General features: G+C 62.4%; 24 protein-coding genes. 19 read left to right on the top strand and 5 right to left on the bottom strand.

Translation table 11 applies throughout. The features are described from left to right. The first annotated feature begins 111 nt into the window (after positions 1 to 111). The 3 genes from LPJGGPFB_RS22865 to LPJGGPFB_RS22855 all read left to right on the top strand — a co-directional run bounded on the left by LPJGGPFB_RS22865 (position 112) and on the right by LPJGGPFB_RS22855 (position 3,722). Positions 112 to 1,314, top strand: a complete 1,203-nt coding sequence (locus LPJGGPFB_RS22865; protein ID WP_282438150.1) for a polysaccharide biosynthesis/export family protein — start codon at positions 112 to 114, stop codon at positions 1,312 to 1,314. A gap of 108 nt (positions 1,315 to 1,422) precedes the next feature. Then, positions 1,423 to 2,706, top strand: a complete 1,284-nt coding sequence (locus tag LPJGGPFB_RS22860) for an O-antigen ligase family protein (RefSeq protein ID WP_173422167.1) — start codon at positions 1,423 to 1,425, stop codon at positions 2,704 to 2,706. A 14-nt stretch (positions 2,707 to 2,720) separates the two neighbouring features. After that, the gene (locus LPJGGPFB_RS22855; protein ID WP_173422298.1) at positions 2,721 to 3,722 is read left to right on the top strand and encodes an acyltransferase family protein; all 1,002 of its coding nucleotides are present in this window, start codon (positions 2,721 to 2,723) and stop codon (positions 3,720 to 3,722) included. A gap of 39 nt (positions 3,723 to 3,761) precedes the next feature. Here LPJGGPFB_RS22855 and galE read toward each other — a convergent pair whose 3' ends face one another. Beyond that, positions 3,762 to 4,748 carry a UDP-glucose 4-epimerase GalE gene (gene galE / locus LPJGGPFB_RS22850; RefSeq protein WP_173422166.1) on the bottom strand — a complete coding sequence of 329 codons (987 nt, stop codon included), beginning with the start codon at positions 4,746 to 4,748 and terminating at the stop codon, positions 3,762 to 3,764. Between the two features lie 309 nt (positions 4,749 to 5,057). On the opposite strand from galE, the gene LPJGGPFB_RS22845 reads away from it, so the two are divergent. The 7 genes from LPJGGPFB_RS22845 to LPJGGPFB_RS22815 all read left to right on the top strand — a co-directional run bounded on the left by LPJGGPFB_RS22845 (position 5,058) and on the right by LPJGGPFB_RS22815 (position 12,597). Then, positions 5,058 to 6,689, top strand: coding sequence for a TIGR04028 family ABC transporter substrate-binding protein (locus tag LPJGGPFB_RS22845; protein WP_173422165.1), 1,632 nt, complete (start codon positions 5,058 to 5,060; stop codon positions 6,687 to 6,689). A 69-nt stretch (positions 6,690 to 6,758) separates the two neighbouring features. Continuing rightward, positions 6,759 to 7,703: an ABC transporter permease gene (locus LPJGGPFB_RS22840; RefSeq protein WP_173422164.1), complete on the top strand. Its 945-nt coding sequence runs from the start codon at positions 6,759 to 6,761 to the stop codon at positions 7,701 to 7,703. Next, positions 7,700 to 8,584: an ABC transporter permease gene (locus tag LPJGGPFB_RS22835; protein ID WP_173422163.1), complete on the top strand. Its 885-nt coding sequence runs from the start codon at positions 7,700 to 7,702 to the stop codon at positions 8,582 to 8,584. Before LPJGGPFB_RS22840 ends, LPJGGPFB_RS22835 begins: the two co-directional genes overlap by 4 nt. Then, entirely contained in the window at positions 8,581 to 10,230 is a 1,650-nt protein-coding gene (locus LPJGGPFB_RS22830) for a dipeptide ABC transporter ATP-binding protein (RefSeq protein WP_173422162.1), read from the top strand. The genes LPJGGPFB_RS22835 and LPJGGPFB_RS22830 overlap by 4 nt, the downstream gene beginning before the upstream one ends. Before the next feature lie 29 nt (positions 10,231 to 10,259). Continuing rightward, on the top strand, positions 10,260 to 11,306 hold the full coding sequence (locus LPJGGPFB_RS22825) for a putative FMN-dependent luciferase-like monooxygenase (protein WP_173422161.1): 1,047 nt from the start codon (positions 10,260 to 10,262) through the stop codon (positions 11,304 to 11,306). A 48-nt stretch (positions 11,307 to 11,354) separates the two neighbouring features. Continuing rightward, the gene (locus LPJGGPFB_RS22820) at positions 11,355 to 11,972 is read left to right on the top strand and encodes a CMD domain protein (RefSeq protein WP_173422160.1); all 618 of its coding nucleotides are present in this window, start codon (positions 11,355 to 11,357) and stop codon (positions 11,970 to 11,972) included. Between the two features lie 19 nt (positions 11,973 to 11,991). After that, complete coding sequence (locus LPJGGPFB_RS22815; RefSeq protein WP_173422159.1) at positions 11,992 to 12,597, top strand: alkylhydroperoxidase domain protein; 606 nt, start codon at positions 11,992 to 11,994, stop codon at positions 12,595 to 12,597. Between the two features lie 235 nt (positions 12,598 to 12,832). Here LPJGGPFB_RS22815 and LPJGGPFB_RS22810 read toward each other — a convergent pair whose 3' ends face one another. Beyond that, a complete protein-coding gene (locus tag LPJGGPFB_RS22810) occupies positions 12,833 to 13,243 on the bottom strand; it encodes a DUF983 domain-containing protein (RefSeq protein WP_053252046.1) in 411 nt (136 codons plus the stop codon). A gap of 187 nt (positions 13,244 to 13,430) precedes the next feature. Next, positions 13,431 to 14,828, bottom strand: a complete 1,398-nt coding sequence (locus LPJGGPFB_RS22805) for an aminotransferase-like domain-containing protein (protein WP_173422158.1) — start codon at positions 14,826 to 14,828, stop codon at positions 13,431 to 13,433. Between the two features lie 225 nt (positions 14,829 to 15,053). Here LPJGGPFB_RS22805 and LPJGGPFB_RS22800 point away from each other — a divergent pair, with 225 nt between their 5' ends. After that, positions 15,054 to 15,440, top strand: a complete 387-nt coding sequence (locus LPJGGPFB_RS22800; RefSeq protein WP_173422157.1) for a hypothetical protein — start codon at positions 15,054 to 15,056, stop codon at positions 15,438 to 15,440. 246 nt (positions 15,441 to 15,686) lie between these two features. After that, positions 15,687 to 16,475 carry a pentapeptide repeat-containing protein gene (locus LPJGGPFB_RS22795; RefSeq protein ID WP_173422156.1) on the top strand — a complete coding sequence of 263 codons (789 nt, stop codon included), beginning with the start codon at positions 15,687 to 15,689 and terminating at the stop codon, positions 16,473 to 16,475. A gap of 13 nt (positions 16,476 to 16,488) precedes the next feature. On the opposite strand, the gene LPJGGPFB_RS22790 is transcribed toward LPJGGPFB_RS22795, so the two are convergent. Further along, a complete protein-coding gene (locus LPJGGPFB_RS22790; RefSeq protein WP_173422155.1) occupies positions 16,489 to 17,064 on the bottom strand; it encodes a nucleoside 2-deoxyribosyltransferase in 576 nt (191 codons plus the stop codon). Between the two features lie 209 nt (positions 17,065 to 17,273). Here LPJGGPFB_RS22790 and LPJGGPFB_RS22785 point away from each other — a divergent pair, with 209 nt between their 5' ends. Continuing rightward, complete coding sequence (locus tag LPJGGPFB_RS22785; protein WP_173422154.1) at positions 17,274 to 17,693, top strand: acyl-CoA thioesterase; 420 nt, start codon at positions 17,274 to 17,276, stop codon at positions 17,691 to 17,693. A gap of 22 nt (positions 17,694 to 17,715) precedes the next feature. Here the strand turns inward: LPJGGPFB_RS22785 and LPJGGPFB_RS22780 are convergent, their stop codons facing one another. Then, positions 17,716 to 18,675 carry a LysR family transcriptional regulator gene (locus LPJGGPFB_RS22780; protein WP_173422153.1) on the bottom strand — a complete coding sequence of 320 codons (960 nt, stop codon included), beginning with the start codon at positions 18,673 to 18,675 and terminating at the stop codon, positions 17,716 to 17,718. A gap of 141 nt (positions 18,676 to 18,816) precedes the next feature. On the opposite strand from LPJGGPFB_RS22780, the gene LPJGGPFB_RS22775 reads away from it, so the two are divergent. The 6 genes from LPJGGPFB_RS22775 to LPJGGPFB_RS22750 all read left to right on the top strand — a co-directional run bounded on the left by LPJGGPFB_RS22775 (position 18,817) and on the right by LPJGGPFB_RS22750 (position 24,786). Next, positions 18,817 to 19,599 (top strand): ABC transporter substrate-binding protein, encoded by a 783-nt coding sequence (locus tag LPJGGPFB_RS22775; RefSeq protein ID WP_173422152.1) that lies wholly within the window; start codon positions 18,817 to 18,819, stop codon positions 19,597 to 19,599. A 79-nt stretch (positions 19,600 to 19,678) separates the two neighbouring features. Next, positions 19,679 to 20,326: an amino acid ABC transporter permease gene (locus tag LPJGGPFB_RS22770; protein ID WP_173422151.1), complete on the top strand. Its 648-nt coding sequence runs from the start codon at positions 19,679 to 19,681 to the stop codon at positions 20,324 to 20,326. 13 nt (positions 20,327 to 20,339) lie between these two features. Next, positions 20,340 to 20,999: an amino acid ABC transporter permease gene (locus LPJGGPFB_RS22765; protein WP_173422150.1), complete on the top strand. Its 660-nt coding sequence runs from the start codon at positions 20,340 to 20,342 to the stop codon at positions 20,997 to 20,999. Next, positions 20,996 to 21,760 (top strand): amino acid ABC transporter ATP-binding protein, encoded by a 765-nt coding sequence (locus LPJGGPFB_RS22760; RefSeq protein ID WP_282438143.1) that lies wholly within the window; start codon positions 20,996 to 20,998, stop codon positions 21,758 to 21,760. Before LPJGGPFB_RS22765 ends, LPJGGPFB_RS22760 begins: the two co-directional genes overlap by 4 nt. Before the next feature lie 8 nt (positions 21,761 to 21,768). Further along, positions 21,769 to 23,406: a N,N-dimethylformamidase beta subunit family domain-containing protein gene (locus LPJGGPFB_RS22755; protein ID WP_173422149.1), complete on the top strand. Its 1,638-nt coding sequence runs from the start codon at positions 21,769 to 21,771 to the stop codon at positions 23,404 to 23,406. A 12-nt stretch (positions 23,407 to 23,418) separates the two neighbouring features. Next, positions 23,419 to 24,786 (top strand): aminotransferase family protein, encoded by a 1,368-nt coding sequence (locus LPJGGPFB_RS22750; protein ID WP_173422148.1) that lies wholly within the window; start codon positions 23,419 to 23,421, stop codon positions 24,784 to 24,786.

The following is a 24,786-nucleotide window of genomic DNA, read 5'->3' as shown; positions in this document are numbered from 1 at the left end:
CGTTGGACGCCGGAGCGCGCGACCAGCAACCGGGAAACCGCAATGACACATCAAATTGCCAACGGGAGATCCCTGATCTCCCTGCGAAAGCCATATTCTCTCAAGGCCGCCATGCTTGCGGCCATAACCGTGTTCGGCACGCTGCCGGCACATGCCGACGAATACCATCTCGGCGTCATGGACAAGCTGAAGATCCGCGTTGCCGAATGGCAGACAGCCGAAGGCGCGGTGCGCGACTGGTCCGTGGTCAGCGGTGACTATACCGTCGGTGCATCCGGCATGGTCTCCATCCCCTTCATTGGCGACTTGCCGGCAGCAGGCAAGACGACTGCCGAGATGAGCGAGGCGATCGGCGTCAAGATGCAGACGCTGTTCGGTCTGCGCGACCGGCCATCGGCCTCGGTCGAACTCGCCCAGTATCGCCCGGTCTATCTCTCAGGCGAGGTTCAGAAGCCCGGTGAGTACCCCTACGCGCCGAGCCTGACGGTGTTGAAGGCCGTCAGTCTCGGTGGCGGCTTGAGACGTTCGGAAAGCGGCCAGCGTTTCGCCCGCGACTACATCAATGCCCGCGGAGATTCGAGCGTGCAGGTCTCCGAGCGCAACCGGCTCCTGATCCGGCGCGCGCGCCTGCAGGCGGAGATCGCCGGCAAGGACAAGATCGAACTGCCGAAGGAATTAAGGGACGCCGCCGACGTCGCCGGCCTGCTCGAAAGCGAGACGGCACTGATGGTATCGCGCGACAAGAGGCAGAAGCGTCAGCTGGCATCGCTGGCCGATCTCAAATCCCTGCTCGAAAACGAGATCGAGGCGCTGGCGAAAAAGTCCGAGACCCAGAACCGCCAATTGGACCTGGTGATCGAGGACAGGGACAAGATCGAAGGCCTTGCCGAAAAGGGACTGGCGCTGGCTGCGCGCAAGCTCGCGCTAGAACAGCGCGTGGCCGAGTTGCAGGGGGCCGTCCTCGATATCGATACCGCATCCTTGAAGGCAAAGCAGGATGTCAGCAAGGCGACCCAGGACGACACAAACCTGCGCAACGATTGGGATGCCCAGCTTGCCCAGGACCTGCAGAACACCGAGGCCGAACTCGACACCTTGGCGATCAAGCTTGGCACCAGTCGCGACCTCATGACCGAGGCGCTGCTGCAATCGGCCGAGGCGGCGCAGACCAAGGACAACGGGTCGGAGGCTGTGATCAGCTATTCGATCGTCCGCGAGAAGGAAGGCAAGGCTGTCGAGATTGCGGCCGATGAGAACACGCCGGTTCAGCCGGGCGACGTGATCAAGATCGAAGCCAACGTTGCGATGCGTTAGCGCGTTTCGGGGAGAAGTGCGAAGCGCGGGACCATCAGGAAGCGCTTGAGAACAAAATAGAGCGTTTCTCGGATGCCCGTTAATCGAGAAACGCTTTGAAGGATCACGATGAAAATTTCCAAGGCAAGCCTCGTTTCTCCCGGTGAAAACCAGGCCTACGGTACGTTTGCGCTGGCAATATCGTTCTTCGTCTTCGCCTATTCCTCGCGGTTCGGGCAGGCGTCGATCCTGGTCTATTACGCGCTGTGGCTGCCACTGGTCCTCGTCGATTATCGAAGGGTGCTCGGCAATTACGGCAGATATATCTGGATCCTTGCCTTTGCGGTCTTTGCCTGCCTGTCGGTGTTCTGGTCGGCAGCGCCGGGGATGACGGCAAGGACGGGGGTGCAGTACCTCTCCCATGTCGTCTGCGCCCTGATCGTCATGCGCACGATCGACATCCGCACGCTCGTGCGCGGCGCGCTGGCGGGGGTCGGTATCGTGCTCGTCTATTCGTTGCTGTTTGGCGTCTACCACTTGGATCCGCTTGACGGCACCTATAGTTTCGTCGGTGCCTTTGCTTCGAAGAACCAGCTCGGGTTCTATGCGTCTCTTGGGATCTACTTTGCCTTCATCGCGCCTGTTGCGCTTGGGGAGCGCAGGTTTTGGCTCGGAGCCGCAGGAGCCGTCGGACTGATATCGGCCTATTCGCTGTTTGCCTCGCAATCGGCGACATCGGTTCTGACGGCCGTCGCTATCGTCTGTTGCTGGCTCGGCATGCGCGCCGTGGGCATGTTGTCGCCCAGCCATCGCAAGGGGTTGTTTCTCGCCGCCATCGTCGTGGGCGGGGTCACTGCCATTGCCGCGGTCTACGGTGGCGGCGTCGACCTCATTCTCGGGCTCTTCGGCAAGGATTCCACGCTGACCGGGCGAACCTATCTCTGGCGGCAGGGCATTGAGGCTGCACTCTCTTCACCTGTCGTCGGTGTGGGTTACCAGGCCTATTGGGTCCAGGGTTTTTCCGAACCGGAGCGGTTGTGGGAAGAATTCTTCATCGCGACCCGCTCGGGCTTCCATTTCCACAACACCTTCATCGAGGCGATGGTGGAGACCGGCGCGATCGGGCTCGTGCTGCTTTGCACCGTGCTCCTGGTGACCGTCTTCGGCCATATCAAGCGGCTGCTCACCTATGACCATCACGTGGAATCTTCCGTTCTGTTCGGCGTGGTGCTGCTGCTGCTCGTGCGGGCCTTCGTCGAAATCGACATCATGAATCCCTACCACGTCGGCTCTTTCCTGCTCTACTTTGCAGCCGGAAAGCTGACGATCAGGCAGGGCCGGCAGGTCGTCAGCGAGCGTCGGCTTGCTGAGGGCAGGGTGCTGGCAAGCCACCACCCGCAGCTGAGGTTCTGATGACCGCCACGCCGATGAAAACAATCCACGGCATACAATATCTGCGCGCGCTTGCCGCGCTCGGTGTCGTGCTCTTTCACGCGGCCGAGCGGACGGGCCACCACTTCGCGATCGGGGCTGCCGGCGTCGATGTCTTCTTCGTCATCAGTGGCTTCATCATGTGGGTGATCAGCGATCGTCGTCCGACAAGACCACTTGCTTTCCTTAAGGAGCGGCTGCGCCGGATTGCGCCGGTCTATTGGCTCGCGACGATGGTGATGATCGGGGGAGGTATTGCCGGCCTTTTCCCGAATCTCGTCCTGTCGCTCGAACACATCGTCGCTTCACTGCTGTTCATCCCGGCGCGCTCGCCGAGCAGCGGCGAAATCTGGCCGGTGCTCGTGCAGGGCTGGACGCTGAATTTCGAGATGTTCTTCTATGTCGTCTTCGCCGCATCGTTGATGCTGCCCCGGCATCGTCGACTGCCGGCGATGGCGGCGGTGTTCGTTTCGCTAGTGCTGCTCGGGCTTGCCATCGATACGGAGAACGCGCTGTTTTTGACCTATACGCGCGCCGTCATCCTCGAGTTCGTGGCCGGCATGATTGTTGCCGAGTTCTGGCTGCGGGGCCGGATTGCCGGACCAGGTGTCGGCATCGTGCTTGTCGCCGGTTCATTCCTGGGGCTCGCGGGCCTTGCCGTCCTGCGCCTGCCGTTCGACGAAAGGATATTGGGCCCGCTGGCCGTCATGCTGGTCACCGGCACCCTTGCGCTTGAATCCGACGGTTGGTTCCGAAAATGGACATTGCCGACCTTGCTCGGCGATGCCTCCTATTCGATCTACCTGTGGCACACCTTCGCGATATCGGTCGTCGTCAAGGTCGCGGCGGTGGTCGGCTTGAATTCAGCGCCGACACTGCTTGTCGCGCTCGTGGCCGGCACGCTGGCCGGCATTGCCGCGTATTTCATCATCGAGCGCCCGATTACGCGACGTACCCGCTCCAGATTGCCCCTGAACCGGGTACGTCCGGCATCCTAGCCGTCTAAGCCAGGATGCGGTTCGTCGAGGTTCCTGATCTCAGGCACCCTGGTTGCGGCGGGAATGCCAGTTCCAGGCCGTGCGCGTGATCGCCGCGAGGTCATACTGCGGCTCCCAGCCGAGCACTGCGCGGGCCTTGTCGTTGTTGGCGACGAGCGTGGTCGAATCGCCTTCCCGACGATCGACATAGTCGATGCCGAAGGTGCGGCCGGAGACCTCTGTAATCGCGTTCAGCAGTTCCTTGACCGTCGTGCCGGTGCCCGTGCCAAGATTGAGCTCGACGCTGTCGCCGCCCTCAAGCAAGTATTCGACGGCGCGCACATGCGCGTCGGCAAGGTCGAGCACGTGGATGTAGTCGCGCACGCAGGTGCCGTCGCGGGTGTCGTAGTCGGTGCCGAAGACCTTGAAGCCATCGCGGCGACCGAGGGCGGCATCGATCGCGAGCGGGATCGCGTGGGTCTCAGGCTCGTGCCACTCGCCGATCCGCCCCTCGGGGTCGGCACCCGCGGCATTGAAGTAACGCAGGATGACCGAGCGCAGTCCCTTGTACTGCCCGTAGTCCTTCAATGCCTGCTCGCAGACCCACTTCGTGCGGCCATAGGGGTTGATCGGGGCCTGGCGGTGCTGCTCGTCGATCGGCACGCTTTCCGGCAATCCATAGGTGGCGCAGGTGGACGAAAACACGAAAGCCTCGATGCCGGCCGAAAGTGCTGCCGACAGCAGGGTCAAGGTTCCGATGACGTTGTTGTCGTAGAAGGAGACCGGATCCTTGACGGATTCGCCGACTTCGATCATCGCGGCGAAGTGAAGGATCGCCCGCGGCTTGTGTCGTGCCAGCACGTCGTCGAGCCGCTGCCGGTCGCGGATGTCGCCCTTTTCCAGAACGCCCCATTTGACGAACTCCTCATGGCCGTTCGACAGGTTGTCGTAGACCATGGGTTCAAAACCCTTGGAGGCCAGCTGAAGGCAGGTGTGCGAGCCGATATAGCCGGCGCCGCCGACGACAAGAACCTTGTTATTTGTCATGAATATCTCAATCTCGGGCTTGGAAGGAATTGGCAAAGTTTTCAATGAATAGGGGCCGAATTGTCAATGGCACGTGAAGCGTTTCGCCCACGATAACAGACGGTCTTTCAACGCCCTGATCCGCATGTCGCTTGAGACCAGCAAAAGAAGGCAGTGAGACGGCCTCGGGAGAAATATCTCCATCGGCTCGGAGACGGAGATGCTTCTTTCCATTCGCTCGGAACATATAGCATATTAATTTACTAGATTTAGTTGATGATCCGACACTTCCTCGTACGATAGCCTTCAGACATTTGAAGGAAGGCTCCCATGACGACGAAACTGAAACGGCTTGCGCTGACGCTGGCGACAATCTCCGCCTCCGGCCTTTTCCTGCCTGGCGCTTTTGCTAGCGAGCCGGTCAAGGGCGGAACGCTGATCTATCTCGAGCAGCAGGCCCATACCAATCTCTATCCGCCGGCCGGCGGCTTCTATCCGAACGGTGGCATCCTCAATCAGATCACCGACAAGCTGACCTATCAGAATCCGAAGACGCTCGAAATCGAGCCCTGGATCGCCGAATCCTGGACGGTCAACGCTGACGCGACCGAGTACACGTTCAAGATCCGCCCGGGCGTCACCTTCTCCGACGGCACGCCACTCGATGCGGCAGCCGTCGCCAAGAATTACGACGTCTTCGGGCTCGGCAACAAGGCGCTGAAACAGCCGGTGTCGGAGGTGATCAACAATTACGAGCGCAGCGAGGTCGTCGATCCCCAGACGGTCAAATTCTTCTTCAAGAAGCCGTCACCCGGCTTCCTGCAGGGCACCTCGGTCATCGGTTCCGGCCTTGTCGCGGCAAGCACGCTGGCGCTTCCTTTCGAACAGCTGGGCGACGCCACCAAGATCATCGGTTCCGGTCCGTTTGTCGTCGATAGCGAAACGATCGGCAAGGAGCTGAACCTGAAGGCGCGTGAAGAATACGCCTGGGGTCCGGCAAAGCTGGAGCATCAGGGCAGGGCCTATCTCGATGGTATCAAGTACATCATCACCGGCGAAGACAGCGTGCGCATCGGCGCGCTGCTTGCCGGTCAGGCCGATTTCATCCGCCAGGTACAGGCCTATGACGAAAAGCAGGTCGAGGCCCAGGATTACCAGATCTACGCGCCCTCGACGCGCGGCGTGAACAACAGCGTGGTCTTCCGTCCCGACAATCCACTAGTCGCAGACGTCAGGGTCCGCAAGGCGCTGTTGCACGCGACCGACGCCAAGGAAATCGTCACGACGCTGTTTTCCGCCAATTACCCGCAGGCGACATCGATCATCGCCTCGACGGCGCTCGGTTACCGCGACATTTCTGCCAAACTCGCCTTCGATCCGGAAAAGGCAAAGGCACTTCTCGAAGAGGCCGGCTGGACGGTCGGCGCCAATGGCCTGCGGCAGAAAGACGGCAAGGAATTGGTGCTGACGGCGTACGAATCTCTGCCACAGCCGCAGAACAAGGAAACCTTGCAGCTCGTTGCCCAGCAATGGGGCAAGCTCGGCGTCAAGCTGACAGTACTTGCGGGCGACAGCGGCAGCCGGGTCGTCGACGATCTCGATCCGCTCAAGACACCGGTTTCTCCGGCGATGGTCGGTCGCGCCGATCCTGACGTGATCAAGAGCCAGTACTACCCGAAGAACCGAGACGTGCTGCGCCAGAAGGGCGGGCAGAGCGATAAGGTCCAGAGTTTTGCCGACGACAAGCTGAACGGCCTGCTTGAGGCGCTCACCGCAGAGCCCGATCGTGAGAAGCGGTTTGCAATCGCCGGCGAGGTCCAGGACTACGTCATTGACCAGGCCTATGCGATCCCGATCTTCGAGGAGCCGCAGGCCTTCGCCGGCGCGCCTTACGTCCAGGGCATCGCTTTCGAGTCGGTCGGCCGCCCGAGCTTCTACAGCACCTGGCTCGCCGAACATTGATGCTGTTCAACCGGCCACGCGCATTGCCGTGGCCGGTCTTCGCAATGACACAAAGCAGAGGAACGGCAAATGTCCGGATATTTGCTCAATCGCCTGGGACAGGCGTTGTTCGTCCTATGGGCGGCCTTCACCATTTCCTTCGTGCTGCTGCAGGCGATGCCGGGGGATGCCATCCTCATCAAGTTCCAAAACCCGGAACTTGGGCTAAACCCGCAGCAGATCGCCGACATCCGTGCGTCCTATGCAGCCGATAGCGCCATCTGGGTGCAGTATATCCAGACGATCGGGCGGTTTCTGACCGGCAATTTCGGCTATTCCGTTCAGGTGGGCGTGCCCGTCAGCACGATGCTTGCCGCTCATCTGCCGGCGACACTCAAACTTGCATCGCTCGGCTTCCTGCTGGCCGCGGTCTTTGCCGTCGTCATCGCCTTCGTGTCGAGCCTCACGCCTTTCGCCTGGCTGCGCGGCGCGATCCAGTCCGTGCCGTCGCTCTTCATCTCGATCCCGACCTTCTGGTTAGGCATCATGCTGATCCAGATCTTCTCGTTCCGGCTGAAGCTCGTGCCGGTCATCAATCCTGGTCCGTGGCAGGAACTGATCCTGCCGGTCTTCACGCTTGCCGTGCCGATCTCCGCCCCGCTTGCCCAGGTCCTGGTGCGCAACATCGATGACGTGCTGACACGGCCCTTCGTCGCTGTTGCCCGCGCCAAGGGGGCGACCCGCCAGTGGGTGCTGTGGCGGCACGTGGCGAAGAACGCGCTGCTGCCGACGCTGACGATCGCCGGCGTGCTCTTTGGCGAACTCATCGCCGGTGCGGTCGTTACCGAAACGGTCTTCGGCCTCAATGGCATCGGCGGCCTCACGGGAAGGGCCGTTGGCAGTCAGGATGCCGCCGTGCTTCAGGCGATTGTTGTGTTCTCAGCACTCGCCTTCGTCACCATCAATCTCATCGTGGATCTGCTCTTTCCTGTGCTCGATCCCCGCCTTCGTACAAAAGCAGGAGCCACGGCATGACCACGTTCGATACGATCCAGGACGACGCCATCGCGTCTAGGCATGGACAGCGGGCGGGCGGGCGCTTCTCGCTCCCCCATTTCGTCCGACGGTTGCCAGTGGGCCTCGCATTGTCCTGGCTGGTTCTTGCCATCGCCTTCCTTTGGGCCGTCGCTCCGTGGCTTTTCACCAGCTACAATCCCCTCGAAGGGGTCGGTGGCGAACAGTTGCGCCGGCCCGATGCCAGCCATCTGCTTGGTACCGATGCGCTCGGGCGCGATCTTTACGCCCGCATTGTCTACGGCGCGGTGCATTCGCTGACCGGTGCTTTTGTCGCTGTGGCGCTCGGTCTTGTCGTCGGCACCACCATTGGGGTCATAGCAGGATCGGTCCGGCGCCGGGTTGACGATGCGATCATGCGTCTCGTCGATGTCTTGCTGTCGATACCGCCGCTCATGCTTTCGCTCAGCATCATCATCCTGCTCGGCTTCGGTACGGTCAATGCGGCCGTTGCCGTTGGCGTGACCTCGGTTGCGCGCTTTGCCCGTCTGTCGCGTTCGGAGGTCGTTCGCGTCCGGCGCAGCGACTATGTCGAGGCAGCTTTTGGTAGCGGCGGCACATTCGCTGCGGTCCTCTGGCGGCACGTGCTGCCGAACTCCCTGACCTCGGTTCTGGCTATTGCGGCATTGCAGTTCGGGTCGGCCGTCCTGCAGATCTCGACGCTCGGGTTCCTGGGCTATGGCGCTCCGCCACCGACGCCGGAGTGGGGCTTGCTGATTGCCGAAGGCCGCAACTACATCTCGACGGCCTGGTGGCTGACCACGGCACCCGGGGTCATCGTCGTTCTGGTGGTTCTGGCTGCAAACCGCGTCAGCCAATCCTTCGGCAAGGTGGCAGCATGAGCGGCTCCAACGTTCCCCACCCGCCGGTGCTCGAGGTCGAGAACCTGTCGATCGGCTATCATGACGGCGTTGCGCATCGCCGCGTCGTGCACGACGTCTCGTTCCGGATCGATCCCGGTGAGGTCGTAGCGCTGGTCGGCGAGTCCGGCTCCGGCAAGACAACGACGGCGCAGTCGATCATCGGCCTGCTGCATGCCAATGGCCGCATCGATGGCGGCAGCATCAGGCTCAACGGCACGGACATCGCGCGCTGGTCGGATCGCCAACTCGATGCGGTGCGTGGGGCAAAGATCAGTCTGGTGCCGCAGGATCCGGCAAGCTCGCTCAATCCCGTCAAGACGATCGGCGCGCAGGTCGGTGAAATCCTCCGAATCCATGGTGTCGCAAGCGGTCGGGACCTGGAGGCTCAGGTGATTTCGCTTCTGGGGCGCGTCGGGTTGAGCGAGCCCGCACTCCGGGCGCGACAATATCCGCACGAGCTTTCGGGTGGTATGCGCCAGCGCGTGCTGATTGCGATCGCCGTTGCGTTGAAGCCGCAGCTCATCATCGCCGATGAACCGACAAGCGCGCTCGACGTCACGGTTCAGAAGCGCATCCTCGACCTGATCGACGAATTGCGTACCGAATTCGGCACGTCGGTCCTGCTCGTAACCCATGATCTCGGCGTGGCCGCTGATCGCGCCGACCGGCTCGTCGTCCTGCAAGACGGGCGTGTTCAGGAAGCGGGAGCGACCAAGGTGGTGCTTGCCGCACCGCGGTCTGCCTACACCCGACAGCTGTTGGCCGATGCGCCGTCGTTCTCGGCCGTTGCGCGCAAAGCGCCGGCGACCGCGCGCGAAAAGCCTCAGGCATCCGGCGATGACGTCATCATTGTCGATGGCCTTGTGCAGGACTTCGTGCGGACGGATGGTAACGGCAAATCGTTTCGTGCCGTCGATGACTTAAGCTTCCGGGTCCGTCGAGGCACAACCCATGCCATCGTCGGCGAATCCGGCTCCGGCAAGACCACCACCATCCGGGCGATTGTCGGGTTTCAGAAGCCGACCGCGGGTCGCATCGAGATCGATGGCACCGATCTCTCGACGCTTCGCGGGGAGACGCTGCGCCAGTTCCGACGCAAGATCCAGCTGGTCTATCAAAATCCGTATGGCTCGCTCGATCCGCGTCAGACGGTGTTCGACATCGTTGCCGAACCGCTCCTGAATTTTGCCAAGCTGGCCCGGCCAGCGCGCGAGGAAAAGGTAAGGGCGATCCTCAGACGCGTCGGTCTGCCTGAAACCGCGCTTGACCGGCGCCCGCATGCGCTTTCGGGCGGCCAGCGACAACGCGTGGCGATCGCCCGCGCGCTGGTGCTCGATCCTGACGTCGTGGTTCTCGACGAAGCGGTCTCCGCCCTCGATGTGACGGTGCAGGCCCGCATCCTCGATCTTCTCGATGAACTCCAGCGCGATCTCGGGCTGACCTACCTGTTCGTGTCCCACGACCTCGCAGTCGTGCGGCAGATCTCGGACACGGTGTCCGTGCTGAAGGACGGCCGGCTGGTCGATGGCGGAACGGTCGAGGACGTCTTCGAGCGCCCGGGCAGCGACTACACCCGCGAACTCATCAACGCTATCCCCGGACAAAAAAGAGCAGCCCTCGTCTGACGACGCGGGAATGAATGACAGGACAAAAAATGACAAAGACGACGCCACGCAAGCGCCTCGGGTTCTTTACACGTCTCCTCGACGACGTCCCCGCCGGCGCGCGCTATCACTATGCGGCAGAGCAGATCGCCACCGCCGAGCGTTTCGGCTTCGATACCGCCTGGGTGGCCCAGCATCACTTCCATGCCGACGAGGGTGGCCTGCCGGCGCCGCTCGTCTTCCTGGCGCATGTCGCCGCGCAGACCTCGCGTATCCGGCTCGGCACCGGCGTCATCACCCTGCCACTCGAAAACCCGATCCGGGTTGCCGAGGACGCGGCGGTCCTCGACCTTCTCTCTTGCGGGCGTGTCGAGATCGGCTTCGGCACCGGCGGCACACCGTCGTCCTTCACGGCGTTCGGCCTTGAGAGTGCAGAGCGCGGCGATATTTTCAGCCGGCACCTGCGAGTCGTTCTCGACGCGTGGGCCGGGCGCAGCCTTGCGGGCGGCGACCAGCTTTATCCGACTGCACCGCAACTTCTCGACCGGATCTGGCAGGCGACGTTCTCTGTCGCGGGCGGCGAGCGGGCAGGGCGCGCCGGCGACGGCTTGATGCTGTCGCGCACCCAGCCTCGGTCCGCCGACCGTCCGACTGCCTCGCTCGGCGAACTGCAGAACCCGATCATAGATGCCTATCTCGCGGCGTTGCCGGCAGGTCGCGCCCCAAAAATTCTGGGATCCCGCAGCCTCTTCGTGGCTGACAGCCGCGACGAGGCGTTGCGCTTGGCCGAGATCGGTTTGCGCCGTGGCGCGGAGCGCTTGATTGCATCAGGTCACAAGCCGACGGGCAGCTCGCTCGCCGATCTGATCGCGGCCTTCGACGTCCATGTGGGCACACCCGATGACGTGATCGAAAGCCTGCGTGCGGATACGACACTCGATCGGGTCACAGACCTCGTCTTCCAGGTTCACTCCATCGATCCGCCACACCCGCTGATCCTGCGCTCCATAGAGCTGATCGCGAGCAAGGTCGCGCCGGCGCTCGGGTGGGCACAGGAAGAGAAATTTGCCCCCCGACGGCTCGGAGCCGTCGGCTGACAGTTTGGACGCCAGCGGCGTCGCTCAATTCAAGGAAGGAGACTTCACGTGACCACATCGACACCCGATATCATTGACCTGCTCGCCGGCATCAAGCCGGGCTCATCGCTCGATCGTATTCGCACCCAGCGGCCGGAGACGCGCGAGCAGGCGCAGAAGAGCTACCTCGCTCTTTTCGAGCCCGCCACTCTAAGCGATGTTTCGCTGGTCGAGCGCCAGGCCATCGCCAGCTTCGTTGCTGGACTACACCGGCAACCGGACATCTTCGAATTTTATGTCAGTCCGTTGGAGGAGAGCGAAAAGAACCGCTGGTTGGTAGAGGTGTTGAAGGCCGAGATCGGCGCAGCCCAGGCCGTCGGGCCATACGGGCGATACCCGGCCGGTCCGTTGAGCATTGAGGACGCATCCGGTCCCATCTACCGCGTCTCAGACGCCGGCCGAGACGCGCTTGGCGAAAAGCTCGCCGCAGCGCTCGAACATACCCATCTGCTCGTCTTCCACCTGCGCGACGCAAGCCCCAAGGCTCTGCAGGCGCTCCTCGATGCGGGCTGGACGACTGACGGCATCGTGACGCTGTCGCAGCTCGTTTCATTCGTCGCGTTCCAGATCCGCGTGATCGCCGGCCTCGGTCTGCTTGCCGCATCTGCCCGGCGCGCAGCCGCCTGAGCCTCATAAGGAGTTTGTCATGACCGACCACATCATCACGCCCGCGATCGAAAGTCGCCCAGTGGCATTCACACAGGCCGAGATCGGCTGGACACCTTGGCTTGAACCGCTTGCGGAAGACGATCTTACGGAGGCGCATCTTGTCGGCCTCGTGGAGGCGTCGCGCGCCAAGTCACCCTATTTCCGCCTGCTCGTTCGGGATCCTGCGGTTCTCGAAGCCCGCACGAAGACGGACAAGGATATCTTTTACAACACCCGCACTGGCCTGCCACGCGCCGAGCGCGAGCTTGCGGCAACGGCCGCATCACGGTCGAATGGCTGCATCTTCTGTGCGTCCGTGCACTCGCGCTTCGCTTCGCATCATTCCAAGCGGGGTGACGACGTGCAGAAATTGCTGGACGAAGGTGTTGAAACCGATCTCGGCGAACGTTGGAACGCGATCGTTGCTGCCTCGGTGGCGCTGACGGCGACGCCACCCACCTTTGGCGACGATCATATCGAGCGCCTATCTGCCGCCGGCCTTGACGAACTTGAGATTGCCGACGTCATCCACGGCGCCGCATTCTTCAACTGGGCGAACCGCCTGATGCTTTCGCTCGGCGAACCGACACCGGCTGTGCAGTGATTTGCGATTGAGGGGCGGGGCGGAAGGGTGCGCGGCACCTTCGGATGCCGCCAAAGCCGTTTCGTGGTGAAGAGCCAGCGCCGCGAAATCGGGTCATAGCCTGAAAGGGCCAAGCGGCATTGCACAGCCTGATTGGGGGCAAGTGAAACATGGCGTGAGCATTGCCCGCGCCATGTCGGTATTCGGCCCGGCCAGGAGGCTGGCGAATTGGAGCCGAATGCCCGGCAGTCAACGCCTACTGCGTTGGTGCCAGCGGCGGCTCGACCTGTCTGCGCACGAGCTTTCCTTCCTCCGCCTTGTAGAAGAACTGGCTTGAGACCAGCCAGCCTTTCAATGGTCGAAGCGGCGGAATGCAGGTCAGCAACATGAACGGTCCGGTCACCAGCAGGTGCATCCAGAGAGGTGCGCTGTATTGCACCTCCAGCCAGACACCGAGCAGCACGCTCGGCACGCAACCGAAGCAGATGACAAAGAAGGCGGGGCCGTCGGCAGGGTCCGCGAAGCTGTAATCGAGATCGCAGACCTCGCACTTCTTGCGCATCTTCAGGAAGCCTTCGAACAGATGTCCCTGGCCGCAACGCGGACAACGGCCACGCAAGCCCGTCTGCATGGGAGGAATGGGAGGCCAGTCGTGGTCCGAAGACATGTGCGTTCCTTTCAGGCGTCCGCGGCGCAGCGCTTTGCCGGTGCGCCGGCCGATTTGCCCGGGTGCGGCTGCCAAATGGTCCGTGCCGCCTCAGGCCTGCGTGCATTAAGGCGCCTGAAACCCGCATTTGTCAATTTATTGTATGCATACATTGCTGCGACAATTTCGCCGATTGCTTGCGATACCTTCAAACGACGAGGCTTGATGCGGCCGGTGATTGCTGCAGCAGATCGGCGATCGCCAGCAGACTGCGGTGCAGCTCCTCGTGCGTTCGTGCCGCGCCGAGGCCGAGGCGCACAGCCTCCGGCGCCAAGCCGATTGCAAACGCATCGCTGGTAACGACGCTGATGCCCGATGCCCTGAGGCGGTTGGCAAAGTCGCCGCGTGTCCACGGAGGCGGCAGATGCAGCCACAAATGGAAGCCCTCGGGGTCCGTCTGCACGATGTCCCGCGGCAGCAGGCGCGACACCATTTCCTGCCGGATCGTCACCTCGCGGCGAATGGCGGCAAGGACCTCGGCGGCCGTGCCATCCTCGATCCAGCGCGTCGCAACGGCGCCATTGAAGGGCGGCGCCATGCCGCTCGTTGCGCGGATCGCACCTTCGAGGCGGATGCCGCTCTGGCGATCCGGCACGACGAGATAGGCAATCCTGAGCGCGGGCGACAGGCACTTGGCAAGGCCCGCGATGTGATAGACGATATCAGGCGCAAGCGATGCCAATGGTGGTGGACCGGCGACCGGTATAGCTCCATAGGCGTCATCCTCGATGATCGCGACGCCATGGTTGCGTGCAATGGCGACGATTGCCTTGCGCCGCGCCGCCGGCAATGTTGCCGTGGTCGGGTTATGGAGAGTCGGATTGCAGTAGAGCGCTGTTAATTTCTTGGATTCGCAGATTGCCTCAAGCTCTTCCGGTATCATGCCATTTTCGTCGATTGGGATACCGACGACTTTGATCCCAAGGTGCGCGGCGAGCGCCCGCAGGCCGGGATAGGCGATGGCCTCGGCCGCGATCGTGTCGCCGGGCTTGGCAAGGCTGCTGATTGTGGCAACCAGAGCGCTCTGCGCGCCCGCGCAGATCAGCACCCGCTCGGCCGGGACGTTTCCAAGGCGCGGCCGTAGCCAGGTGGCGCCAACGGCCCGGTTGTGCAGCGCGCCCCCTGCCGCCTGATAGCGCATCAAGAGATCGAGCCCGTGTTCGCCTTGCAGGCTGGCGATGTCGCTCCACAGTCGCATCGTCAGTGCGGCATCGTCGAACAACGGCGGCAGGTTCATGCTCATGTCGACCAGGCCGTCGGCTGCCGGCTGCAAGCCCTTCATCCGTCGCGCTTTGACATAAGTGCCTTGCCCGACGCGGCCCTCGACCAATCCACGGTGGCGCGCCTCGTTGTAGGCGCGGCTAACCGTGGTGAAGTCGATGCCAAGTGCGCCGGCGAGTGCGCGCTGGGGCGGCAATCGTGTACCCTCCGGCAGGCGCCCCTCGGCAATGTCGACGGCGATCGCGTCGGCGATGGCGATATAGAGCGGTCCATTAGCCTTCCGGATCGCCGGCAGCCACGTCGTCTCCGTTGCACCCACAGTCATGGCATCACCTCAAAACAGATTGTATGGATATTGCATGCATATCAACGGTAAGGCAAGCTCTGATCCTGTTCTGCATGGCATATCGTCGCTGGCCGCCGACGTCCGCTTGCAGCAGCTGTTTGACGATCAATCGTTCATTGTTGGCTCTTGACGCAACGTCCATACTCTCCACCGTTTGGCGTATCTCATCGGGAAACGCGACACCTTCATGGAGGCATTCTGCAAATGATGTTCGCTGCGGCTGGCCAGCTCACCCTTGTTACTGGCCTGGTCCACTCCATCCTCGGAGAAGTGATGATCTTTCGCCCTCTGCGCAACGGCAGCTTCGTTTCGGCGACATCACCAGCGCCGCTTGCGAAACGGACTATCGGGATACTCTGGGCAACGTGGCGTCTGGCAACAGTGTTTGGCTGGGCTTTCGCCGGCATATTGCTGCAGCTCGCCTTTGCGCCCCAGGCTGCTTCAACAACTGTGCCTGTCGTCACGGCCATTGTCTTTGCCAACGTCGGCGGTGGCTTGCTCGTTCTCGTCGGCACCAAGGGACGGCATCCCGGTTGGATTGCACTCTTGGCTGTGGCAGCACTTGCCTGGTTTGGCGTAAACGCTGCCTGAGGCGCTGCCTTCACGATCGAGCAACCGCGGCCAACCAAGTGGTGACTTCGACGCAAAGGTTGCTGCGACGGCATCGAATGTATCAGATCTTGTTTGCCACATCGCGCGGCTGTCATTTGCGCGAAGGGCAACAATGTCATACGCTTAAGCTGTGATGCCCTCCTGCAGCGGTTGTTTTCGCCGCCGAGGTGCGTAAACGAGAAATGCAACAGAACCGGTCCAGCCGAAGGACCGCGGAGCAGCGCCATGCATATCCCCCAATCAGAGCCCAATCGTTCATTCGTCGCAACCGCAGAGGGTGAGAGGGGCGGCACGGCCGGGCTCAAGCGCTCTGTTCGCGCTTATGGCAAGCGATCGATCCTCGGACTGTCTGCATTGCTTTTCACGCTCGGTCTGGCTGATCTCGCTTATGCGGCGAATTGCAAAGGACCGTCTGCGCCGGGGGCCGACTGGAGCGACTGCAACAAGAAGCAGCTGATGCTCGGCGGCATCGATCTCGAAGGCGGCAACCTGGCCAACACCGACTTCACGCTTACGGATCTGAGGGGCGCCAATCTCACGGCAGCAAACCTGGAGAAGGCGACGCTGGTCCGCTCGTCCCTGGCCGGAGCCAGGGCCGACAAGGCGAATTTTGCCAAGGTCGAAGCCTACCGCAGCAGTTTTGCCGGCATCTCGGCGGAGGGCGCCTCCTTCAACAGTTCCGAACTGCAGCGAACCAATTTCAGCGGCGCCAAGTTGACCGGAGCTGACTTCGAGAAGGCCGAGCTCGGGCGCGCCAATTTCGACAAAGCAGTGATCACGGGCACGCGCTTCCCGATGGCCAATCTGTCGCGTGCCACTTTCAGCGGTTCTACCTTTGAAGGCCCGCTCGATTTCACCGATGCCTTCATGTTCCTGACGCGGATCGAAGGCGTGGATCTGTCGGCCGCGACCGGGCTTGAGCAGGAACAGATCAACCTGACATGCGGCGACAGCGCGACCAAGTTGCCGCAAGGGCTGACAATGCCCACCAATTGGCCTTGCCCGGTCGATTGACGGAAGTGATCGCCTAAGCGAGGTGTTGCTTGGCGGCAATCGCCAGGCATTCCTTGAAGGCCTCAAGGTCTGTCAGACGGTCGGCTTCCGCCACTTCGCGCTTCACGAAGGTTCCGCCGCGCGCCAGGATGCTGCCATCGAGCATCAGATTGTCGGCCATGTCGAAATCCTCGATGCTGACCCCGTCCGGCCCGGCCATGCGGCCATCCGCCCGCGCGGCGGCCTTGCCGCCGTAGTGGCCGTGCAGGATACGGTCGTAATAGCTGCGCGCGGTGTTGGTATAGGCATAGACGTGCCGGCCGCGGCCGCACATGAAGCCAAGCTCGAAAACCGTGCCGACATCGGCGCTGATGCCTCGAAATGGCGTCAGGTTGGCGATGATCATGTCGCTGGCCAGCATCATGCCTTCGTCGACACCGTAGATCGCGCGGCCGCGGGCATGCTTGGTCTCGGCCGGCGGGATTTCCAGGTCGCCTGGTACCAGCGGCGTAAAGCCGGCCGCGCGTGCCAGCGCTGCTTTCTCGGCCTGAATTTCCACGGCATTGCTCAGGAACACTTCAGGGCCCGCCAAATAGACTTTCACGATCACGCCTCCTTACAAATTTGGTCGGCAGCCTAGGGACGTCACGGGCAAGCGCCTAGTGGGCGTGCTCCGCCGCTCCCCGCTTACCCACCGATATTTCGAAACGCATCTGTGCCCGCGGCAAGCGCGTCGATCGCGGCGCCGATGGACAGGCGGCTTCGTCATCCGCTATCTCTCGGGCGAATCTTCACGCATATCCTTCCGCGAGGTCCAGCATGTCGAGCCAGCCTTTGACCACCTATGTCGGCGTTGCCCATCCGTGGATGTGTGACACGATGGGGCACATGAACGTGCGCCATTATGCGGCGATGTTCGATGATGCCAGCTTCCAGTTGCTCGGTCATATCGCTGGGCTGGAGGTTGAAGGCGAGAAGGCCAGGGGGTGGGCCGATGTCCGGTCGGAAACGGAATACAAGCACGAAACCAAAGCCGGCACGCTGATCACCATCCGCTCGCGGGTCGTCAAGCTCGGCCGCTCCTCGGTAACTTTCGAGCAGATCATGTCAGGGACGCTCGACGATGTCGTTCATGCCGTCAACCGAACCGTGACGGTTCGCTTCGATCTTTCGGCGCGCACCGCCATGACGCTGGAGCCGGCGGCCCGCGCCCGCGCGGAGGCGCTGCTTCCAGCGTGATCTGTCGCGATCCCGCGCGCCCTTAGTCCGCATAGATCCGCTCTTCGACCGGGGTTTCGGCGATGAGCGTCTGTAGACCGGCAAGAAGCGCCTTTTCCGCGCGGTTCAAAGCCTTGTCGGGGTTTGTCAGCAGGAAGATGTCGATGGCAGGGGGCGCCTCGTAAGGAGGCAGCCGCCAGAGCGCACCATCGGCGACATCGCGACGCGCCACGTGCAGCGGCAAGGGGCCAACGCCAAGGCCGGCCATGATCATCCGGCGGACCTCTTCGAGACTGGAGGAGACGCCGACGACGTTGGCATTCAGCTTGGCCTCGCTGCGCAGCAGCGCAACGGGGCGCAAGGCGTCGGCGATGTGATCGGTGTGGAACGACACCGAGGTCTCGCCCTTGAGGTCGGCGAGTTTCAGCCCCTGTTTGCCGAACAGGCGGTGGTGCGGACCGCAGAAGAAGCCGAAGAACTCACGGAAGACCAGCAGATAGTCCAGCGCCGGATCACGCACGCTGACGAGGCAGAGGCCGAAGGATGCGCGCTTCTCCCGCACCTGGCGGGTGACTTCGCCGCTTGCGGCCACCGAGATGTTGAGCGTCGCACGCGGATAGTCGCGGTGAAACTCCATCAGCGCCCGATCGAAGATCGGCGAGATCACGTGGCTGGCGACGGCGATCGTCACGTGCCCGGTCACGTCATCGCTGACGCCGCGCACCAGTTGCGGCAGCTGCGATATGGTGCCGAAGACCTCGACCGCCTGCTCGTAGAGAAGTTGGCCGACTTCCGTGAGGTCGAATCGGGTCGCATCGCGCTCCACGAGCCTGCGCCCAACCCGGTCCTCCAGCCGCTTCAACGCATTGCTGACGCTCGGTTGTTTCAGGTTCAGACGCTCCGCCGCACGCGTGATGCTTTTGACCTCCGCGATCACCACGAAGGTGCGCAAAAGGTTCCAGTCGAGCTCCCAGACGAGCCGTTCGGATCGTGGTGTTACCATTCCTGAAATCTATGCCTTCTATTCCCATTATCTATTTGCGCAATGCTGATGCAAAGGCAATCATGAAATTCGGAAGGCGCCTCGATGCCCGTCCCAAGCGCACGAGAAGGCGCATTCGTCCAGAGGAGCAAGGAACATTTCATGAAGACCATTTTCTCCGGCCTTTTGGCCGCTACGCTGACCATTGCCGCAACCTTCTCGGCCGTTTCGGCGCGCGCCGATGATCTTGAAGCCGTGAAGTCGGCAGGCGAACTCAAGATCGCGATGAGCGGACAGTACCCGCCCTTCAACTTCGTCAACGAACAGAACGAGGTCGTTGGCTTCGATGCTTCGATCGGCAAGGCGATTGCCGAACGTGTCGGCGTCAAGGGCACGCTGGTGACGACGGCATGGGACGGCATCATTGCCGGCCTTCTTGCCAACAAATACGACACGGTCGTCGGCTCGATGACCATCACGCCGGAGCGCGAGAAGGTCGTCGATTTCGTCGGCCCATATTATCACGCCGGCCGCGCCGTCTTCGTTTCGGAAGACTCTGCTGTTGATAAGCTTGAAGACCTCAAGGGCAAGACGCTCGGCGTCACCCTCGGCGAAACCCACGAAAAATGGGCCCGCGAACAGGGCGGCTGGGACGTGCGCACCTACAAGGGCCTGCCCGAGCTGATGATGGAACTCAAAAGCGGCCGGGTCGATGCGATTGTCGTCGACAACATTCCCGTCATGGTCGCCGTCAAGGAAACCGGCGAAAAGGTCCGTCGTCTCGAAACCCCTGATATCGAAGGCGGCAGCGTCGCCATCGGCATTGCCATCCGCAAGAACAATCCGGAACTGAAGGCTGCCATGCAGAAGGCGCTCGAAGGTATGCTGGCGGACGGCTCCTACGAGAAGATCGCCATGGAATGGGTCGGCAGCGACATTCGCTGATCCTAGCCTAGCCTCGTTTCCGGCCGCCCGCTGACGGTCGCGGCCGGAGACCGTCGCATCCTCCCCCCGGAGTTTCCTCATGGACTTTTCGCTGGTGCAGCGCGTCTTCCCGTTCTTCGTGGAAGCGGCGTGGATCACGATCGAGATATCGGCGCTTTCGCTGGCCCTCGGGCTCATCGTCGCCTTTCTCGTGGCGGCGGCAAAGATGTCGCGCTCTTTGCCTTTGCGCATCTTTGGTTCTGCCTATGTCAGCCTGTTTCGCGGCACGCCGTGCCTGATCCAGCTGTTCGTCCTCTATTTCGGTGGACCGCAGATCGGCATCAATCTCGAGCCGTGTGCCGCAGGCGTGATCGGTCTCGGGCTCAACATCGGCGCCTATATGGCGGAAGCCATCCGCGGCGCGATCCTGTCTGTTGACCGCGGTCAGACCGAGGCTGCCCGCTCGATCGGCTTCAGCCGGTTCCAGACGATGCGCAAGGTCGTGTTGCCGCAGGCGGCACGATTGATGATCCGGCCTCTCGGCGTCAATGCGGTCGCTCTGGTCAAGGGTTCGGCGCTGGTCTCGACGATCTCGGTCGTCGAGCTCACCTACACGGCACAGCGCTACATCGGCTCGACCTACAAGCCGTTCGAGATCTTCGGCGTCGCCGCCGTGCTCTACATGCTCATCGTCTATGTCGTCGCGCGGATCGTCGATCTCATCGACCGTCGCTACGCCATAGCTTGAGGGGGAGAAACGCATGCAAGGTCTCGATTTCAGCGTCGTTCCGCCCTATGCCGAAATCCTCTGGATGGGGGTCTGGTGGACCGTCGTCCTCACCGTCACGGCCGCCGTGATCAGCTTTGTCTTCGGGGTGGTTTTCGCCCTGGTTGTCCTCTATGCACCCAAGACGATCGCATTGCCGGTGCGCGCATTCATGTGGCTGTTCATGGGCACGCCCCTGCTTTTGCAGCTGTTCCTGATCTATTACGGGCTGGGGCAGCTCGGTTTCAAGATCCCGGCGCTCGTCGCCGGCATCATCGGCCTCGGCCTGCACTTCGCGGTCTATAACGCTGACATCCTGCGCGCCGGCATCGTCGCGGTGGATGTCGGCCAGACGGAAGGCGCGCGCAGTCTCGGCTTCGGCCGCTTTCAGACGCTGCGCTATTTCATCGTGCCGCAGGCCGTGCGCAACACCATTCCGGCGATGGGCAACAACCTGATCGTGCTCTTGAAGGAATCTTCGCTGGTGTCGATCATCGGTATTGCCGAGCTGGTGCATGCCGCGCAGCTCGCCATTAGCGAGACCTTCCGACCGTTCGAATTCTACATCACGGTCGCCGCCCTCTATTACATGCTAAACCTCGTGCTCGAAGCGGGTCTGCGCCGGGTCGAACAGAACGTGGAGGTATCACGATGACCGCCCAGCGACCCATGGTCGAAGTCAAGGGGGCCCGCAAGGCCTATGGTGAACTCCAGGTGCTGAAGGGCATCGATCTGTCGGTCGCCCGCGGCCAGATCGTTGCCATCATCGGCCCCAGCGGCTCCGGCAAGAGTACGCTTCTGCGTTCGATCAATCACCTCGAAACTTTGAACGGCGGCGAGATCTGGCTTGACGGCGTAAAGGTCAACCAGGATCTGCGCGGCCAAGCCTTCGAGCGGCACATCAACGCGGTGCGCCAGCAGATGGGCATGGTGTTCCAGCACTTCAATCTGTTCCCGCACCTGACGGTCCTCGAAAACGTCACGATGGGGCCTATCATCCTGAAGGGCATGGCGAAGGCGGCGGCCCGCGAGCTGGCGGTGGAACTTCTGTCGAAGGTCGGGCTGGCGGAAAAAGTCGATGCCTATCCGTCGCGGCTTTCCGGCGGCCAGAAGCAACGTGTCGCCATCGCCCGAGCGCTCGCGATGCAGCCGAAGGTCATGCTCTTCGACGAGGCCACCTCGGCGCTTGATCCCGAGCTGGTCGATGAGGTCAACGCGGTGATGAAGCAACTCGCCGCCGAGCACATGACGATGCTGATCGTGACGCATGAGATGCGCTTTGCCGGCGAGGTCGCCGACCGTGTGCTGTTCATGGATGGCGGTGTCGTCGTTGAACAGGGACCCCCGAGCGAAATCTTCCGCGAGCCGAAACAGGAGCGCACGCGAACCTTCCTGAAAAAGTATCTTGCGGCGTGATGGATGCGATGAAGACAAGCAGCAACCAATTCCCCGATTTCGGGCTGACGCCGGAGCAGCGCCGCGAAGCGGTGCTCGGCCACTACTACGAATACCCAGGGATGGACGGCGAGCGCGGCGAGATCTGGTGCTACACCGACGCCTACGCCTACCCGCCGGGTGCAACCGTCCGGCTTCAGGTGAGCTCGACCGCGCCCCAGTTCGCGCTGGAGATCGCGCGCGACGGCGCCGTCGAAACGGCCGTCATGAAACGGCTGGGCATCGCCGCCCGCTGGCAGGATACGCCGGATCAATGTTCCGTCGTCGGCTGCGGCTGGGAGACGACACTTGAATTCAAGGTGGACGAGAGCTGGCCCTCTGGCGCCTACCGCATCACCCTGACGGCCGAAGGTCGTGACGGGGCGTCCATTCGCTGCCAGCACCTCTTCATCGTCCGCCCCGAGGCCGGTCGCAAGCCGGGCCGCGTGCTGCAGGTGGCGGCGACCGGATCCTGGACCTCCTACAACACCTGGGGCGGATCCAACCACTACCAGGGTATCACCGGTCCGAACCGCGACCAGTACGCGACCACCGTCAGCATCGAGCGGCCGTTCTGCCGCGGCTTTGTGCAACTGCCGGCCGATGCACCGCGGGTGCCGCTGGAGATCTATTCGCCGATGGCGGTCGCCCCGCGTTACCCGCATATGGAATGGGCCTATGCCAACGGCTATTCCAAGAAATATGCTTCCTCCGGCTGGGCGAGCTATGACAGTCACTTCTTCCGCTGGGCCGAGCGCGAGGGTAATGCCGTCGATCTCGCCAGCCAGCATGAGCTGCATTTCAATCCGGAAATCCTCGACGGCTACGACTGCGTCGTCTTCGTCGGTCACGACGAATACTGGACCTGGGAGATGCGCGACGCAGTCGACAGTTATGTCGAGCGCGGCGGTCACGCAGCCCGCTTTGCCGGCAACTTCATGTGGCAGACGCGCCTGGAGGACGGCGGCAAGCGGCAGGTGTGCTACAAATATCGCGCGCGCGCCGAGGATCCGGCCTGTCGATCTGACGATCCAACGCGCATGACCGGCTCCTGGGAGGACAGAAAAATCGGTCGTCCCGGTTCTTCGACCTTCGGGCTGATTGCCACACGCGGGCTTTATGTCGGCTGGGGCGGTTGCGCCCCCCGCGGCGCCCGCGGCTTTCCGGTCTATCGGCCGGAGCATTGGGCTTTTGCCGGAACCGGTATTTACTACGGCGACATCCTCGGCGCGGACGGCCATGCCTTCGGCTATGAGGTCGATGGCCTCGACTACATCATCCGCGGCGGCTTGCCGGAACCGACGGAAGACAGCGGCGCCCCCGATGGGCTGGAAATCCTGGCGCTCGGCATGTCGTCGCTGAAGGAAGAAAGCGCCGACATACCCGCCGACGATCAGTTCCTCTCTGACGCCGACGCCAAGTTCGTCGCGGAAACGCTGATCGGCGATGCCGGCGAGGCGGCCGTCGACAAGGTCAAGCGCGGCTGCGGCATGATCGTCAATTTCCCGCGCGGCAAGGGCGAGGTGTTCCACGCCGGCAGCTGCGAATGGGTGGCAGCCCTGAAACGCGGCGACGAGATGGTCGAACGCGTCACCGCCAATGTTCTCAACCGTTACCTCAAACGCTGACAGAGACCGCACATGCTCAAGACGACAGCTTCCAACGAACGGCCCGCTTCACACCTGTTCTACCAGTCGCGTCTGCGTCGGCCGCTGGTCGACCGGGCCGAGGGCATCTATCTCTGGGACCAGGATGGCCGCCGGGTGATCGACGGCTCCAGCGGTGCAATGGTGGTCAATATCGGCCATGGCAATCGCAACGTGCTCGAGGCGATGAAGCGGCAGATGGATCGCGTCACCTTCGCCTATCGCCTTCACTTCGAAAACGAACCGGCCGAAGAATTGGCACGCCGTGCCGCCGAAAAGCTGCCCGAAGGCATGGACAAGATCTTCTTCGTCTCCGGCGGGTCGGAGGCGGTCGAATCCTGCCTGAAGCTCGCCCGCCAATGGGCGGTCGCCACCGGCCAGAAGGATCGCTGGAAGGTGATCTCGCGCTTTCCGTCCTACCACGGCGGCACGCTCGGCGCGCTGGCGGTCACCGGCTATGCGGCGCTCTCCGATCCGTTTTCCCCGATGATGCGCGAAATGCCGAAGGTCCCGGCACCGACCGCCTATCTCGATCGTGACAACCTGACGATGGAACAGCGCGGGATCAAATATGCCGACATGCTGGAAGACAGTATCCAGTCCGAAGGCCCTGACAGCGTGCTTGCCTTCATCATGGAGCCGATCGGCGGCGCCTCGACCGGTGCGCTGGTGGCGCCCGACAGCTACTATCGGCGCATCCGCGAAATCTGTGACAAGTACGGCATCCTCCTGATCCATGACGAGGTCATGAGTGGGGCCGGCCGCACTGGGAAATTCCTCGGCGGCGACCATTGGGACTGCAAGCCTGACCTGATCGCACTGTCCAAGGGCTTTGCCTCGGGCTATTGCCCGCTCGGCGCCATGGCAGCACCCTCGAGGCTGGTCCAGCCGGTGCTGGACGCCGGCGGTTTCCAGCATGGCTTCACCTATGCCGGCAATCCGCTTGCCTGCGCTGCCGGTCTTGCTGTGCTTGACGAGATCGATCGGCTCGGGCTCATCGACAATGCGGCTGTCATGGGCGACGCCCTCAAGGCCGAACTCGTTGCGCTTTCCGAGCGCTTCCCGTTCATCGGTGACGTCAGGGGCAAGGGGCTTCTGCTTGCCGCCGAGTTCGTCTCGGACCGTGAGACGATGAAGCCATTGCCTAGGGAATTGAACGCGCATCAACGGGTCGTCGATCTCGCCTACGAGCGCGGGCTGATCATCTATTCACGCCGCACCCGCGGCGGCGTCGAGGGCGATCATTTCCTGGTCTGCCCGCCGATGATCATCACACGGGAGCAGATCGGCGAGATCGTCGCCATCCTCGGCGACGTGCTCGAACAGCTCGCTGCCGAGCTTAACCTTCCCGTCAACCGCTGA

Source organism: Ensifer adhaerens (assembly GCF_013283195.1).
In the GTDB taxonomy this organism is placed as follows: Bacteria; Pseudomonadota; Alphaproteobacteria; order Rhizobiales; family Rhizobiaceae; genus Ensifer; species Ensifer adhaerens_G.
Note: the sequence above shows the minus strand (reverse complement) of the source record. Positions and strands in the feature narration are given on the sequence as shown.

Bases quoted from the DNA above. Each gene is read 5' to 3' on its own strand.
- LPJGGPFB_RS22805 (WP_173422158.1), bottom strand. From the start codon at position 14,828: ATGACTGTGGGTGCAACGGAGACGACGTGGCTGCCGGCGATCCGGAAG.
- LPJGGPFB_RS22785 (WP_173422154.1), top strand. From the start codon at position 17,274: ATGTCGAGCCAGCCTTTGACCACCTATGTCGGCGTTGCCCATCCGTGG.
- LPJGGPFB_RS22815 (WP_173422159.1), top strand. From the start codon at position 11,992: ATGACCGACCACATCATCACGCCCGCGATCGAAAGTCGCCCAGTGGCA.
- LPJGGPFB_RS22825 (WP_173422161.1), top strand. From the start codon at position 10,260: ATGACAAAGACGACGCCACGCAAGCGCCTCGGGTTCTTTACACGTCTC.
- LPJGGPFB_RS22810 (WP_053252046.1), bottom strand. From the start codon at position 13,243: ATGTCTTCGGACCACGACTGGCCTCCCATTCCTCCCATGCAGACGGGC.
- LPJGGPFB_RS22865 (WP_282438150.1), top strand. From the start codon at position 112: ATGCTTGCGGCCATAACCGTGTTCGGCACGCTGCCGGCACATGCCGAC.
- LPJGGPFB_RS22860 (WP_173422167.1), top strand. From the start codon at position 1,423: ATGAAAATTTCCAAGGCAAGCCTCGTTTCTCCCGGTGAAAACCAGGCC.
- LPJGGPFB_RS22775 (WP_173422152.1), top strand. From the start codon at position 18,817: ATGAAGACCATTTTCTCCGGCCTTTTGGCCGCTACGCTGACCATTGCC.
- LPJGGPFB_RS22770 (WP_173422151.1), top strand. From the start codon at position 19,679: ATGGACTTTTCGCTGGTGCAGCGCGTCTTCCCGTTCTTCGTGGAAGCG.
- LPJGGPFB_RS22795 (WP_173422156.1), top strand. From the start codon at position 15,687: ATGCATATCCCCCAATCAGAGCCCAATCGTTCATTCGTCGCAACCGCA.
- LPJGGPFB_RS22800 (WP_173422157.1), top strand. From the start codon at position 15,054: ATGATGTTCGCTGCGGCTGGCCAGCTCACCCTTGTTACTGGCCTGGTC.
- LPJGGPFB_RS22830 (WP_173422162.1), top strand. From the start codon at position 8,581: ATGAGCGGCTCCAACGTTCCCCACCCGCCGGTGCTCGAGGTCGAGAAC.
- LPJGGPFB_RS22750 (WP_173422148.1), top strand. From the start codon at position 23,419: ATGCTCAAGACGACAGCTTCCAACGAACGGCCCGCTTCACACCTGTTC.
- LPJGGPFB_RS22835 (WP_173422163.1), top strand. From the start codon at position 7,700: ATGACCACGTTCGATACGATCCAGGACGACGCCATCGCGTCTAGGCAT.
- LPJGGPFB_RS22755 (WP_173422149.1), top strand. From the start codon at position 21,769: ATGAAGACAAGCAGCAACCAATTCCCCGATTTCGGGCTGACGCCGGAG.
- galE (WP_173422166.1), bottom strand. From the start codon at position 4,748: ATGACAAATAACAAGGTTCTTGTCGTCGGCGGCGCCGGCTATATCGGC.
- LPJGGPFB_RS22840 (WP_173422164.1), top strand. From the start codon at position 6,759: ATGTCCGGATATTTGCTCAATCGCCTGGGACAGGCGTTGTTCGTCCTA.
- LPJGGPFB_RS22855 (WP_173422298.1), top strand. From the start codon at position 2,721: ATGAAAACAATCCACGGCATACAATATCTGCGCGCGCTTGCCGCGCTC.
- LPJGGPFB_RS22760 (WP_282438143.1), top strand. From the start codon at position 20,996: ATGACCGCCCAGCGACCCATGGTCGAAGTCAAGGGGGCCCGCAAGGCC.
- LPJGGPFB_RS22780 (WP_173422153.1), bottom strand. From the start codon at position 18,675: ATGGTAACACCACGATCCGAACGGCTCGTCTGGGAGCTCGACTGGAAC.
- LPJGGPFB_RS22765 (WP_173422150.1), top strand. From the start codon at position 20,340: ATGCAAGGTCTCGATTTCAGCGTCGTTCCGCCCTATGCCGAAATCCTC.
- LPJGGPFB_RS22845 (WP_173422165.1), top strand. From the start codon at position 5,058: ATGACGACGAAACTGAAACGGCTTGCGCTGACGCTGGCGACAATCTCC.